General features: G+C 69.4%; 15 protein-coding genes and 1 CRISPR repeat array. Of the genes, 8 read left to right on the plus strand and 7 right to left on the minus strand.

Going from position 1 to position 12,076, the window contains the following annotated elements; all coding sequences use genetic code 11:
- A partial coding sequence (locus tag ABZ463_RS41295; protein WP_362785612.1) for a GAF domain-containing sensor histidine kinase occupies positions 1-1,085 on the plus strand: 1,085 nt, incomplete at its 5' end.
- Positions 1,086-1,148: 63 nt separating this feature from the next.
- Here the strand turns inward: ABZ463_RS41295 and ABZ463_RS41300 are convergent.
- Together ABZ463_RS41300 and ABZ463_RS41305 are read right to left on the minus strand one after the other, a co-directional pair.
- On the minus strand, positions 1,149-1,556 hold the full coding sequence (locus tag ABZ463_RS41300) for a pyridoxamine 5'-phosphate oxidase family protein (RefSeq protein WP_362785614.1): 408 nt from the start codon (positions 1,554-1,556) through the stop codon (positions 1,149-1,151).
- 52 nt (positions 1,557-1,608) lie between these two features.
- Positions 1,609-2,667 (minus strand): hypothetical protein, encoded by a 1,059-nt coding sequence (locus tag ABZ463_RS41305; protein WP_362785617.1) that lies wholly within the window; start codon positions 2,665-2,667, stop codon positions 1,609-1,611.
- 256 nt (positions 2,668-2,923) lie between these two features.
- On the opposite strand from ABZ463_RS41305, the gene ABZ463_RS41310 reads away from it, so the two are divergent.
- Genes ABZ463_RS41310 through ABZ463_RS41320 form a run of 3 tightly spaced genes read left to right on the plus strand, consistent with a single transcriptional unit; the run spans position 2,924 to position 5,552 of the window.
- On the plus strand, positions 2,924-3,907 hold the full coding sequence (locus ABZ463_RS41310) for a hypothetical protein (protein ID WP_352013589.1): 984 nt from the start codon (positions 2,924-2,926) through the stop codon (positions 3,905-3,907).
- 59 nt (positions 3,908-3,966) lie between these two features.
- A complete protein-coding gene (locus ABZ463_RS41315) occupies positions 3,967-4,638 on the plus strand; it encodes a TetR/AcrR family transcriptional regulator (RefSeq protein WP_362785620.1) in 672 nt (223 codons plus the stop codon).
- A gap of 17 nt (positions 4,639-4,655) precedes the next feature.
- Entirely contained in the window at positions 4,656-5,552 is an 897-nt protein-coding gene (locus ABZ463_RS41320) for an alpha/beta hydrolase (protein WP_362785623.1), read from the plus strand.
- Between the two features lie 109 nt (positions 5,553-5,661).
- On the opposite strand, the gene ABZ463_RS41325 is transcribed toward ABZ463_RS41320, so the two are convergent.
- Complete coding sequence (locus ABZ463_RS41325) at positions 5,662-6,120, minus strand: MarR family transcriptional regulator (protein ID WP_362785625.1); 459 nt, start codon at positions 6,118-6,120, stop codon at positions 5,662-5,664.
- Between the two features lie 121 nt (positions 6,121-6,241).
- Between ABZ463_RS41325 and ABZ463_RS41330 the strand changes: the two genes are divergently transcribed.
- Positions 6,242-7,663 (plus strand): amidohydrolase family protein, encoded by a 1,422-nt coding sequence (locus ABZ463_RS41330; protein WP_352013585.1) that lies wholly within the window; start codon positions 6,242-6,244, stop codon positions 7,661-7,663.
- A 104-nt stretch (positions 7,664-7,767) separates the two neighbouring features.
- A CRISPR array of direct repeats spans positions 7,768-8,311; the repeat unit is 29 nt; unit sequence GTTGCGAACCCTTCAGGGTGATGAGGAAC.
- Between the two features lie 159 nt (positions 8,312-8,470).
- Here the strand turns inward: ABZ463_RS41330 and ABZ463_RS41335 are convergent.
- The 4 genes from ABZ463_RS41335 to ABZ463_RS41350 all read right to left on the minus strand — a co-directional run bounded on the left by ABZ463_RS41335 (position 8,471) and on the right by ABZ463_RS41350 (position 10,279).
- Complete coding sequence (locus tag ABZ463_RS41335; RefSeq protein ID WP_362785628.1) at positions 8,471-8,674, minus strand: DUF397 domain-containing protein; 204 nt, start codon at positions 8,672-8,674, stop codon at positions 8,471-8,473.
- Between the two features lie 110 nt (positions 8,675-8,784).
- Positions 8,785-8,988 (minus strand): DUF397 domain-containing protein, encoded by a 204-nt coding sequence (locus ABZ463_RS41340; protein WP_362785631.1) that lies wholly within the window; start codon positions 8,986-8,988, stop codon positions 8,785-8,787.
- A gap of 10 nt (positions 8,989-8,998) precedes the next feature.
- Positions 8,999-9,838 carry a helix-turn-helix transcriptional regulator gene (locus tag ABZ463_RS41345; protein WP_362785634.1) on the minus strand — a complete coding sequence of 280 codons (840 nt, stop codon included), beginning with the start codon at positions 9,836-9,838 and terminating at the stop codon, positions 8,999-9,001.
- Between the two features lie 192 nt (positions 9,839-10,030).
- Positions 10,031-10,279: a winged helix-turn-helix domain-containing protein gene (locus ABZ463_RS41350; RefSeq protein ID WP_362785637.1), complete on the minus strand. Its 249-nt coding sequence runs from the start codon at positions 10,277-10,279 to the stop codon at positions 10,031-10,033.
- An 897-nt stretch (positions 10,280-11,176) separates the two neighbouring features.
- Here ABZ463_RS41350 and ABZ463_RS41355 point away from each other — a divergent pair.
- The 3 genes from ABZ463_RS41355 to ABZ463_RS41365 form a co-directional block, all read left to right on the plus strand.
- A complete protein-coding gene (locus tag ABZ463_RS41355; RefSeq protein ID WP_362785640.1) occupies positions 11,177-11,401 on the plus strand; it encodes a hypothetical protein in 225 nt (74 codons plus the stop codon).
- The gene (locus ABZ463_RS41360) at positions 11,398-11,814 is read left to right on the plus strand and encodes a hypothetical protein (protein ID WP_362785642.1); all 417 of its coding nucleotides are present in this window, start codon (positions 11,398-11,400) and stop codon (positions 11,812-11,814) included. The genes ABZ463_RS41355 and ABZ463_RS41360 overlap by 4 nt, the downstream gene beginning before the upstream one ends.
- A 59-nt stretch (positions 11,815-11,873) precedes the next feature.
- The coding region (locus ABZ463_RS41365) for a hypothetical protein (RefSeq protein WP_362785645.1) at positions 11,874-12,076 on the plus strand (203 nt) is incomplete at its 3' end.

Genomic DNA, 12,076 nt, shown 5'->3' on the forward strand with positions numbered 1-12,076 from the left:
CCTCCGAGGTGACGACCAGCCTGCTGTCCGGGGCCGACCCGCAGCGGGTGCTGACCCTGATCGCGCGGCGGGCCAGGCAGATGGCGGGCGCCGACGTGGCCGCGGTCCTGCTGCCCGACGGGTCGGGCGACCACCTGAAGGTGATCATCGCCGACGGCCCCGAGGAGGAGGTCCCCGGCACGTGGGAGCGGGTCCCGGTCGGCGCCTCCTTCGAGGGGCAGTCCCTGACCAGCGGGCAGCCGCTCATGGTCACCGCCCCCGCCGAGGCGGCCACCCCGGCCGCGGTCGCCGAGCACATGTCGCTCGGCCCGATCGCAGCGGTGCCCATCGGCGCGGAGGGGGCGGTGCGGGGCGTGCTGTCCCTGGGCAAGCACCCGGGCCGCATGCCGTTCAACCAGGCCGAACTGCTCACCCTGCACGCCTTCGTCGGGCAGGCGGCCATCGCGCTCGAACTGGCCGAGAGCAGGATGGACGCCGAACGGCTCGGCCTCCTCGAAGACCGTGACCGGATCGCCCGCGACCTGCACGACGTGGTGATCCAGCGGCTGTTCGCGGTGGCCATGACGTTGATGAGCACCGTACGGCTGGTCGAACGGCCCGAGGCCTCCTCCCGGCTGCAGAACGCGATCGACGAGCTGGACGCGACCATCAGGCAGATCCGTTCGACGATCTTCGCCCTGCAGACGCCCCAGGGCGACGCCGAGGCCGGGCTGCGCGGGAAGATCGTCGAGCTGGTCGAGGGGGCCCGGGGCCACCTGGGCTTCATGCCGGGGCTGCAGATGGAAGGGCGGCTCGAACACGAGGTCCCCGCCGCGGTCGCCGAACACCTGCTGGCCGTACTGCGGGAGGCGCTGTCCAACGTCGTACGGCACGCCAGGGCGACCAAGGCCGGGGTGAGTGTGGAGGCGCGGGGTGAGTGGCTCATCCTGACGGTGACCGACAACGGCACCGGGATGCCCCAGGACGGCAGGCGCAGCGGGCTGCGCAACCTGGCCGAACGCGCCGAACAGCTCGGCGGCTCCTTCGCCATCGTCTCGCCCCCCGAGGGCGGCACCCACCTCGAATGGAGCGTCCCCCTGGGGTGAGAGCGGGGAACGCGAAAGACCGGGACGGCGTCGGCGCCTCCCGGAGGGTGTCGGAACGTGGTGTCAGCGTCTGAGGCGGCGGCCGGAGACCTGCTCGGCGCGGACCACGATGAAGTGGTTGCGCTCCCCGGGGGCCCAGGTGGTCAGCGGCAGCCGCGAGAGCCGGTCGATCTGCCCGGGATCGGACACGGCGTGCGCGCGGCCGACGGCGGTGACCGACCAGCCGGTGCGGGTGTGAACGTCGAACTCGTCCACCTCGAAGGCGACCACGGTGTGCCTGGTGGCGGCGGCCAGCTTGGAGCCGGTGCCGGTCCGGATGACGATGTCCTCACCGTCGAGATAGAAGGCGACCGGCTGCACCGCCGGCAGGGCGCGATCGGTGAAGACGATCCGTCCGATGATGGCCGAGGAGATCAGGTCCAGGCACTCCTGGCGGGAGAGCACGTCCAGTCCGGCCGAGTCGACGTTCATGCCTGCCAGCTTCGTCTGGTGACCGGTTACCGGGGCAGAGGCGAAAGTCCCATCATCCACGGCGGTCAGCCTCGGCGAACACGCGGGTCCGGGTCAGTCCCCACCCCTCGGCGAAGTCGATCTCCACGGTGGCCCTGCGCGGACGTGGGGAGACGGCCTGCGCGCGCTGGAAGACGTACAGGTTGAGGACCTGCTGGGCACGGGGGTCCTCGGCGTACAGGTGCCTGTTCACCCACAGCCGTTCCCAGGCGGTCGCGTGCCGTCTCAACAGCGTCGCGAAGCAGCCCGCGCGCACCACGGCCGACCTGGCCGACGCCTCGCTCTCCGTGGCGGCCCGGTCCGCCGAGGTGTAGAGGGCCACGACCTTCTCCACGGTCACCTCCTCGCCCGCCCGCACCCACACGGCGCGGTCGTCGTGCACCCAGCCCTCCTCGACGCCCCTGCCGACGCCCTCCTCGACGACCCGCCCGGCCCGTCCCCCGGCCAGCGTCGTCCTGGCGGCGAGCGCGACCTCGACGCCCGAGGCCGCGATGCGCGTCAGCAGCTCGATCACCCCGTGGGCGGCGTGCGCGCAGATCGGCGTCAGCTCCTCCCACCCGTTCCCGGCGGCCGGGGAGCCGGTGACACGCCCGTCGAGCGCGGAGCGGACCTGGAGCATGCCCTCCCAGTTCTCCGGGACGATCGTCGCGGTCAGGGCGGCCAGGTGCCGGTCGGCCATGGAGACCAGGCGCCGCTGTTCCATCCTGGTGATCCGGCCCGCGTCGTCACGGACCCGCACCAGCCGCGAAAGCGTTCCCTGGCCCATGTCGAGGGTGTGCGTGCAGGTCAGCAGCTCGGCTCCGCCGGGGACGAGCCAGTCGCCGCCCTCGGCCCTGAAGGTGAGGGGCAGCCAGTTGGGCACGTTGACCAGGTCCTCGTCCTCGGCGGGCCGTCCGGCGGGCCGGGCGTGGCAGCCGGTGACGTAGGTGCCCGGGTGGTGGACGTCGTCCGCCCGCGCCTCGGGCACGGCGCCCCGGGTGGCGAAGTAGCCGTTGCCGAGCGTCGTGAACATCTCCCGCAGCCCCTCGTGGGCGGGGTCGAAACCGTCGTATGTGAGGAGCCAGGGGTCCACGTTTCCTCCTGTCGGGTCGTGGTCCCGCCAGGTCGCCGTACGGGCGGGGCCGAGGCGGCACGATGCCGCGGCTGCCCGCATTTCACTACGGGAAAGGCCGCTTGACGAGGGTCGGAAGTCCCTGATGCCGGAGTCTTTCGGCCGACTCCAGGTCACGCCGACGGCGGGTGGCCATAGGTCCTCCGAATCGGGGACTTTCGGCGCTGACGTCGCACCGGCCGCCGGGGGATCGTCATGGGGAGAGGGAGGGGAAGCCATGCGGGCCGAGGACGTCACGAAGACGATCGACACAGCGCTCCAGGCGGCGGTGTGGGCGCCGTCCGTGCACAACACCCAACCCTGGTCGTTCGCCGTCGACGGAGAGGAGATCGCCCTGCGGGCCGACAGCGACAGGAGGCTGCGGGCCGGCGACGTCACGGGCAGGGAGATGCTGATCAGCTGCGGCGCCGCCCTGGCGAACATGCGCCTGGCGCTGCGCGCGCTGGGCCACGAGGCGCCGGTGCGGGTGCTCCCCGACCCCGACCGCCCCGCCCTGCTGGCCACCGTACGGCTCGGCGAGCACGTCGAGCCGGACGAGCACACCGTGACGCTGTACGGCCAGGTCGAACGGCGGCGCACCCACCGGGCCGGGTTCGACGACCGGCCGGTTCCGGAGCGGCTGGTCGACGAACTGGTCCAGCAGGCCGCGGTCGAGGGGGCACGCCTGACGCCGATCCGCTCGACGGCCGCGGTGCGGGTGCTGGCCGCGCTCACCGAGGCGGCCCAGGAGGTGCAGTCCCAGGCCACGCTGTTCACCCTCGACGTCATCCGCTGGGGAAGGCCGCCGGAGAGCGGGCACGTGGACGGGGTCCCCGCCGAGGCCTACCCCCGGGAGCCGGTGACGACCGAGCCCGCCTTCCCCCAGCGCGACTACGCCCACGGCCGTCCGTGGGGTGAGGAGTCCGACCGGTTCACCGCGACCTCGACCGGGCTGGTGGCGGCGCTGACCACCCTGGCCGACTCCAGGGAGGACTGGATCGCGGCCGGGCAGGCGCTCCAGCGCGTCCTGCTGCACGCCGCCGCGCACGACGTCCGGGCGGCCTTCCACACCCAGGCCCTGGAGATGGCCCACCTGCGGGAGTTCGCCCGGCAGGAACTGCTGTCCGGCGAACACCCACAGATGATCATGCGTCTCGGGTTCACCCCGGATGAGGGAGTGGGCGTCAGAAGGCCGGTCGGCGAGGTGCGCGAGGACGGCTAGGCGTCCGTGACGGTTCCCGGTTTTGGATTCGCGCGCGGTTGTCTATTAGGATACGACTCGTGCCGTATCCTAATAGTGCGCCCAGCGCGAAGCCTCCCGGTCGTCCACGCGACGCGGCCAGGGAGAGCGAGATCCTCGCCGTCGTCCTCTCGCTCCTGAGCGAGACCGGCATCGACGGGGTGACGTTCGAGGAGGTGGCCCGCCGGGCCCAGGCCTCGAAGCGGACCCTGTACCGCCGCTGGGCGACGAAGCAGGAGATGGTGGTCGCGGCCATCAAGGCAGGTCCGGCCGCGGGCAACAAACCCGACCCGATCGACACGGGCTCACTCCGCGGTGACCTGCTCGCTCTCCTTGAGCGGCTGGAGGCGACCGTGGAGGCCGGATCTCCGGTCAGTCTCGCCATCATGCAGGCGGGCCTCGGGGACCCCGAACTCTGCCGGCACATCGAGGAGTCCGCGGGCCCCACCGGCGCCCGGATTCCCGACGCCGTCCTGCGGGCCGCGATCGACCGGGGCGAGCTTCCGGCGTCCGCCGACCCGTTCGCCTACGAAGAGGTCGCGGCGGCCGTGCTCGTCATCCGCAAGCTCAACGGCCTCAGCACCGATCGGCGCTACCGCGAGGCGCTCGTCGACTCCGTCCTCATCCCGGCTCTGCGAAGCGGCGTCAGCGCCGACCAGCACGGCATCTTCTCCGGCCGCCCCACCCCGGCCACCCCCGATTCCCACCAGTGACCGAAGGACCCACCGCCATGACCGACCTCACCATCCCCGGCTTCACCTACGACCGCGTCACAGGAGCGGGCGGAACCGAACTCAACGTCGCCCACGCGGGCCAGGGCTCGCCCGTCGTCCTCCTGCACGGGTTCCCACAGACGCACCTCATGTGGAGCGCCGTCGCCCAGGAGCTCAGCCGCGACCACACCGTCATCGCTCCGGATCTCCGCGGCTACGGCGACAGCGACAAGCCCGACGCACTTTCGCCCGACACCTACTCCAAGCGCACCATGGCCGACGACGTCGTCACGGTCGTCGCACGGCTCGGGCACGACAGGTTCGCGGTCGTCGGACACGACCGCGGCGCGCTCGTCGCCGTCCGCGCGGGCCTCGACCACCCCGAAACGATCACCCACGTGGGCATCCTCGACGTGCTCCCGACCATGGACACCTGGGACGTCCTGCACGGCGTCGACGCCAAGGTCGCCTGGCACCTCTACCTCATGGCGCAGCCCCCGGGGCTGCCCGAGAAGATGATCGGCGCCGTGGCCGGGGAGTTCTTCGCGTCGTTCCTCGACGCCTGGGACCCCACGGGAACCACCTTCTCGCCGCGGCTCCGGGAGCACTACATCGCGGCCTCGTCGAAGGCGGTGCCGTCCATCGTCGCCGACTACCGCGCGACCGCGAGCGTCGACCTTGAGATGGACCGGGCGGACCGGGCCGACGGGCGGCGGCTCACGATGCCGGTCGCGGCGATCTCCCAGGACTGGGGAAGCCTGCTCGGGTTCGACCCCACCGAGATCTGGGGGGCCTGGGCACCCGACTTCACCTACGAACCGATCGACGCGGGCCACTTCATGGCCGAGGAGGACCCCGCCCGCGTCACGGCCTTCGTGCGACGACTCCTCGCCCGGCAGACCGTCTCCCGCTGACGGCGCTCCACGGCGCCGCCCGGGTCGAACGGGTCGTCACAGACGACGGCTCCCGCTGCCGCGTTCCGCGCGGTGACCCCGTACGCGGCGTCGACGACGTCCCGGCCTCCTACGGCTGGGCGTCGGCCTGGAGGTTGTCGAGGATCTTGGCGGCGACGTCGGCGAACCGTTCGAGCTCCTCGGGGGTGAGGGGGTCGACGAACAGGCGCCGGACCTCCCGGGCGTGGCCAGGCGCGGCACTCCTGAGCGCGGCGAGGCCCTCCGCGGTGAGTACGGCGTACACGCCACGGGAACCGCACGGCTCCCTGGTGACCAGGCCCCGCCGTTCCATCCTGGTGAGCTGGTGGTGCATGCGGCTCTTCTCCCAGCCCGCGACCCGGCCGAGTTCGTAGGCGCGCATCCGCCGCTCCGGCGCCTCGGCCAGCAGGACGAGCACGGTGTAGTCGGCGTTGGACAGGCCGCCGTCGGCCTGCAACTGCTGCTCGACGCGTGTCCTCAGCAACTCGACCATCAGGAAGGACGTCCGCCAGGCGCGGAGTTCGCGTTCGGTCAGTCCCAGCTGTGCCATGAGGGCACTTTAACCCATGAGTTGACATGTCCACTCATGGGCGTACCGTGGCGAGTAGACACATCAACTCGATATGTCGTGCTCATCCCCCTGTGGCTGGTGCCTCGCGAAGGAGACCCCCATGTCCAGCGAGTGGAACGAGAACGAGCCCGCGCCCCCCGACGGTGGTCGCCTGGTCATCCGGGGCGGGGCGGTGATGTCGATGGACCCGGCCGTCGGCGACTTCGAGGACGCCGACGTCCTGGTCGAGGGCGGCAGGATCGTCGCGGTCGGCCCCGGCCTCGACGCCCAGGACGCGAACGTGATCGACGCCCGGGGGCGTGTCGTCATGCCGGGGTTCGTCGACACGCACCACCACCAGTTCGAGACGGCCGAGCGCGCCTTCCTGCCCAACGGCCTGCTCACCGACGACGGGTCGGGCTCGCCGAGCGCCCAGCCCAACTACGGCGAGCACATCCTGGGGAGGTTCGCCCCGGCCTACCGGCCGCAGGACGTGTACGTCAACGTGCTGTTCGCGGGACTCTCGCAACTCGACGCGGGGGTCACCACGGTGCTCGACGTGTCGCAGATCCACCACTCCCCGGAGCACACCGACGCGACGGTCCAGGCGCTGGTCGACACCGGGCGGCGTGCCGCGTTCGGCCTCTTCGAGGGCGCAGGCCGTACCGGGTCCCGGTATCCGGAGGACGCCTACCGCGTCAGGGAACGGTGGTTCCCCACGGACGATCAGCTGGTGACCATGGTCATGGGCGGTGAGATCCACCTCGGCGGGCAGGCGCACCGCCGGTCCTGGGCGATCGCCCGCGAACTGGGCGTACGGATCGCCGCCCACGCGGTCGGCTCGTGGGGGACGATGCGGCAGGACCTGGAGAGGATCGCGAGGGGTGAGGACGGGGTCCGGGTGGGTCCGGACAACCTCTTCATCCACATGACCGGCATGTCCGACGAGACCTGGAAGCGAATCCGGGACGCGGGCGCGCGGGTCTCGCTGGCCTTCCCGATCGAGATGGTCATGCGGCACGGCACCCCGCCGATCCTCACGATGCGGGAACTGGGCATGGAGCCCTCGCTGAGCTCGGACGTCGAGACGACGATGGCCGCGGACCCGTTCACGCTGATGCGCTCCGCGTTGACGATGCAGCGCATGGTCGTCAACCAGATGGTCCTCGACCGGGGCGGACACGTGTCACCGGGCACCCCCGAACTGCTCACCGTCCGGGACGTGCTGAGATACGCGACCGTCAACGGCGCCAGGGACCTGGGACTCGACGACAGGACCGGCACGCTCACCCCCGGCAAACAGGCCGACATCGTCATCCTCGACGCCACCGCGCTCAACGTCGCCCCGCTCAACAACGTGCCGGGGGCGGTCGTCTCCCTGATGGACCGAGGCAACGTCGAAACCGTGCTTGTCGCCGGAAAGATCCGCAAATGGCGGGGCCGGCTACTCGACGTAGACCTCGACCGCCTACGACACGACCTTGAGGCCTCCCGCGATCACCTCTTCACAGCAGCGGGCGTACGGCGAGACCTGTTCGCCTAGACCTGAGGTGGTTCGTGGGGCGAACCTGTGCGGCTTGTCGGCTAGGACTTCGAGGGGACGCGGCAGCCGGTTGCGGAACCCTTCGATGTCACCGATGACCTGCTGTCCGGCCGTGGCGCGATCGGTGAGGAACCCGGGCCCCGATCGACGCCACGGTCGAGACGGGCGGGCCGCGAACCCTTCAGGGTGATGAGGAACCCTCACCCGGTCGAGACGCCGTCAGGGGACAGGATTGCGAACCCTTCTGGGTGATGAGGAACCGCCGGACTCTCTGCGGCCCGCCGTCCTGGTCACGACGTTGCGAACCCTTCAGGGTGATGAGGAACGGGCTGCGGAACGCGACCTCGACCTGACCCGGAACACGTTGCGAACCCTTCAGGGTGATGAGGAACACCCGGACCCCCGTCCGCCGCACCCGCAAGGACATGTTGCGAACCCTTCAGGGTGATGAGGAACTGGACGTCCGCAGTCTCCTGCACGACCCGCACGTGTTGCGAACCCTTCAGGGTGATGAGGAACTTCAGCGGAAGTGACTCCCCCCTCGGCGAGATCTTGTTGCGAACCCTTCAGGGTGATGAGGAACAAGGCCAATTAATGATCTTGACGCACCTGCGACGCAGTTGCGAACCCTTCAGGGTGATGAGGAACCCGAGGGTAAAGTCCCAGGTCAGGTATGTCCGCGCGGGGGTGGCTGGGGCTGTTTCTGCGGCAGTCCGGCGGTAGTGCAGCGGTGCAGGTCAGAGCGTTGATCATTTTTGAGTACGGCCTCGGGCTGTGGGGCTCTGTCCATGATGACGGGATCGTGGGTTAGACGTCGAATATTCCGAGCTTTACGCCGTTGACGAAGGCGTTCCATCTGGAGGCGCTGAAGGTCAGTGTGGGGCCGGAGGGGTCTTTGCTGTCGCGGACGGCGACCAGGCCGGGGAGGTTGGTGGCTACCTCCACGCAGTCGTTGCTGTTGGCGGTAAGGCTGCTCTTGTGGAACTCGGCGTTGGACAGGTCGGGGGACATGGTTGCTCCTCGCCTTCTTGGGTTCCTGATTTTCACTGTGCGGGTGGGTCGCTGTACAAGCAAGACCCCGGCGCCGTGAGGGGTGCCGGGGTCCCTGGGAGTGAAGATGGTCAGGCGTCGAAGTCGCCGGTCTTCGTCCGGAGGAGGAAAGAACGCCACTGGTCAGCCGTGAACGCCAGAACCGGGCCGGAGGGGTTCTTGCTGTCGCGGACGGCCACCAGGCCGGGGAGGTCCGTCGTGACCTCGACGCAGTTATCCCCATTTGCACCGCTGAGCGAACTCTTGCGCCAGGTGATGGACTGAGCTGGGTCCATGATCTTTGCCTTACTCGTCGAATCGGTGGGCGAGGTCCACGAGGAATGCGACCGACTCGCGTGGAGGCAGCGCCACCTCACGGACTTGGTCGAATATGAGGGTATACGCCTGTACCTCCTCGGCATCATCCAGATAGAGATCGCTGGTGGCCGCTTCGAGGTAGACGAGGCTGGGATCTTCGGGAAAGCGGAGAATGCTGAACTCTCCGTCCAACCCGGCATGGACCCCCACGCTGTCCGGGATGACATGCACGGTGATGGTGGGCTGTTCCGAGAGGGCGACGATGTGCCGAAGCTGATCGCGCATGACCTTGGGTCCGCCGACGACCTTGTTCAGTGCGGCCTGGTCGATCAGCACCTGGAACACCAGGGGCTGTTCTCTACGCAGGATCTTCTGCCGGGCGATGCGTCCCTCTATCCGGCGTTGGATCATCCGCTCGTCGAGCGTGCCCGTTCGCATCACCGCTGCCATGTAGTCAGGGGTTTGAAGCAGGCCGGGGATGCGTAGCGCGGCGTAGCTGAGGATCTCGGATGCTTCGGCCTCGAAGCCCGGCAGCGAGCCACGGAACACTTCGGCGTACTCGGCCCACCAGCCTTTCGTGCGGGACTGGCGTGCGAGTTCGAGGACCGTCTCTCGCATCTGAGGATCGGTGACGCCGTACACGTTCAGCAGGGCGGTCATGTTGCCCACATCTGGCCGGGTCCACTTGTTGCGCTCCATGTGGGTGAGCCGCCCACGGGACCATTCCAGTCGGCGGGTGGCTTCCTCCACGGTGAGCCCGGATGCCTCACGAAGCCGGACAAGCAGCGCGCTGAGGCGACGCCGCCGAAGCGTTGGGCTGTGACTCACGTTCTCTCCTACCGTCAGACGCACTGCCACCAGGTGCAGCTAACTATGACAACCAAACTTTGGTGTTGAAGTTTCAGCGCGACTAGGCCACTATGAGTATCCGAATGGAAGCGGGGTGAGATGAACACTCTGTCAAGAAGATCGAGGCACCGCCCAGACGGCCGCCGCCCGTTCGCAACACGGCCTACGACGTCACTCCTGGTTCTTTTCATCAGGAGCGATCACAAAGGTCCCCATACCTCGGACGGTCTCCACTCTTCCCTCGGCGACGAGGGCATGGACGGCCTTCCGGGCGGTGTTGAGCGCGATCCCGAACTCCTCCATCAAGTGCGGCAGGCTCGGGATGGGCTGCTTCGGTCTGTAGGTGCCGGAGGCTATACGGTCTCGCAAGATCTCCGTCACCTGCTCCCAGACTGGCCTGTTCGGCTCCCGTTCCCACATGGGCTGGAGCGTACGAGGGCGCGCCCCACCCGGGACCGCCAGAACCTATCAGGCCCGCGTGTGATAGGGCCTGATAGGGCCTTCAGCTTGCGAAGGCTTTGACCTGCCATTTCATCTTTTTCCTGCCGCCAGTGGTGCTCCTCATGAGCAACACCCTGGTCCAAAAACGGACCTGCCCGACGGTTGCGTCGCCGGGACAGGCCCTCTATCAGGAAGGTGACTCCTGACGTGAGTAAGAGTAGTGCCCGGGACTCCAGCCCGGACACGTCGGCTCGGGACGGTTGCGGCTGCTTCGCCGGTGCCGTACCGCTGCCCATGGGATGCGCCCGCTGCGGGCATTCTCCCTACGCCCACGGGTGTTCGCAGCAGGATGGGCACGAGTACGTGCAGCCGTCCGGGCTGTTGATGAACGCCCGTCTCCAGGCCCGTCGTGAGTACGGTCCGCAGGTTCTTCCCGCTCCCCGGCCTCCGGTGGAGGTCGCGCCCGCCGAGGTGGTTCCGCTGGTACCCGCTCAGCGCCGACCCGAGCCCGATCCTGAGCCGGTGGCGCCCGCGATGGTTCCGGCCGCGAAGGCCGTACCGGATGGTGGTGGGCAGCCGGATCTTGGGCCGGTCGCGGTTCCGGAGCCTGTGCCTGTGGAACCGGTACGGCCCACGCGGCCACCGCTGCCCAGGAGGGCTCGGCGTCCGTTCCCCACGGTTCCTCGGCCGGGGGTCATCTGGACTCGTGTGCACCAGCCTCACCACTTCGGTGTACGGCCTCGATGCCTTGTTGCTCGTGCTCGTACGGCCAGGCGGCCGGTTCGGGTTTCGGCTGTCTCTTGTCCCGCAGGGCAGGCCCGTCTGGCGAACGTCCTGGCCAGGCATGCCTCTGGTCGGATCTTGGAGGTTCAGGTCATGCAGCACACCCCCGGCCGCCCGGTGATCCCGGGTTGGCGGTTGCTCATCAGTGACGCGGGCCGGTTCTGGGCCTTCCGCAACCACGTCTTCCCCTTCGCCGCCGTACGGGCCGGGGCGCAGTCGGCGGTGGACGCCGACACCTTCGACGAGGTCCAGGCCGTCATCGCCGAGCAGGAGAAGACCGCCCGCGCCGCCGCCTTCGTCGAGGAGGTCACCTCATGACGGGACGCCACAGGGACGGCCAGCCGTATGAGCCGGTGTATCGGCGGCTCTGGGACGGCCCAGCGCGGGCCGAAGCCGAGCGGATCGACCTGGCCTGGGCGGACTGGACGGTGCTCTACAGCCTGGGACGACGTGCCTTCTACGCGGTGGCCGCCTGGGACGGTCCCCGACCGGTGATCGTGGAGGACTCCACGGCCGATGGGCTGGAGGAGCGGATGCGGGAGGCCGAGATGATCCGGGCGATGCGGCTCTCGCCACAGCCTTCTCCGGCGCCGGTTCGGCGTAGGAGGGGTGGGGCCGGTCGTCCGCCCTCCGGAGCACGGAACGGGGAACCCAGCGGGGAGCGGGGTTCGCCAGGTGGGGAGACGGTGACCGCCGATGGACGGCGTTCGCCGGGTGGGAGGGCGGCATGATGCTGTCGGCCTGGACGGATCGTCAAGGATCTGAGCTTTCTGATCGAACCTGTGACTCCGTGCGGACGGCCCACCCGGGCTGGCTGGTGTTCCACAGCTCGACGACCGGGTTGTGGAGCGCCTACCGGAGCGTCCTGTTCGGCAGGCCGTACGCCGGGGAGGTGCTGCTGGTGCGGGCCGGGTCGGCCGAGGAGTTGGACCGTAAGTTGGCCGCTCAGGTGGTTCCGGTGGTGCCGCCGAGCATTCAGGCCGTTGCCGTCGC

It is taken from the genome of Streptosporangium sp. NPDC020145, assembly GCF_040631275.1.
Lineage (GTDB): Bacteria > Actinomycetota > Actinomycetes > Streptosporangiales > Streptosporangiaceae > Streptosporangium.

What these genes read in the sequence shown, in the direction of transcription:
- ABZ463_RS41300 (WP_362785614.1), bottom strand. Translation starts at nt 1,556, where the DNA reads ATGAACGTCGACTCGGCCGGACTGGACGTGCTCTCCCGCCAGGAGTGC.
- ABZ463_RS41310 (WP_352013589.1), top strand. Translation starts at nt 2,924, where the DNA reads ATGCGGGCCGAGGACGTCACGAAGACGATCGACACAGCGCTCCAGGCG.
- ABZ463_RS41320 (WP_362785623.1), top strand. Translation starts at nt 4,656, where the DNA reads ATGACCGACCTCACCATCCCCGGCTTCACCTACGACCGCGTCACAGGA.
- ABZ463_RS41325 (WP_362785625.1), bottom strand. Translation starts at nt 6,120, where the DNA reads ATGGCACAGCTGGGACTGACCGAACGCGAACTCCGCGCCTGGCGGACG.
- ABZ463_RS41330 (WP_352013585.1), top strand. Translation starts at nt 6,242, where the DNA reads ATGTCCAGCGAGTGGAACGAGAACGAGCCCGCGCCCCCCGACGGTGGT.
- ABZ463_RS41335 (WP_362785628.1), bottom strand. Translation starts at nt 8,674, where the DNA reads ATGTCCCCCGACCTGTCCAACGCCGAGTTCCACAAGAGCAGCCTTACC.
- ABZ463_RS41340 (WP_362785631.1), bottom strand. Translation starts at nt 8,988, where the DNA reads ATGGACCCAGCTCAGTCCATCACCTGGCGCAAGAGTTCGCTCAGCGGT.
- ABZ463_RS41350 (WP_362785637.1), bottom strand. Translation starts at nt 10,279, where the DNA reads ATGTGGGAACGGGAGCCGAACAGGCCAGTCTGGGAGCAGGTGACGGAG.
- ABZ463_RS41355 (WP_362785640.1), top strand. Translation starts at nt 11,177, where the DNA reads ATGCAGCACACCCCCGGCCGCCCGGTGATCCCGGGTTGGCGGTTGCTC.
- ABZ463_RS41360 (WP_362785642.1), top strand. Translation starts at nt 11,398, where the DNA reads ATGACGGGACGCCACAGGGACGGCCAGCCGTATGAGCCGGTGTATCGG.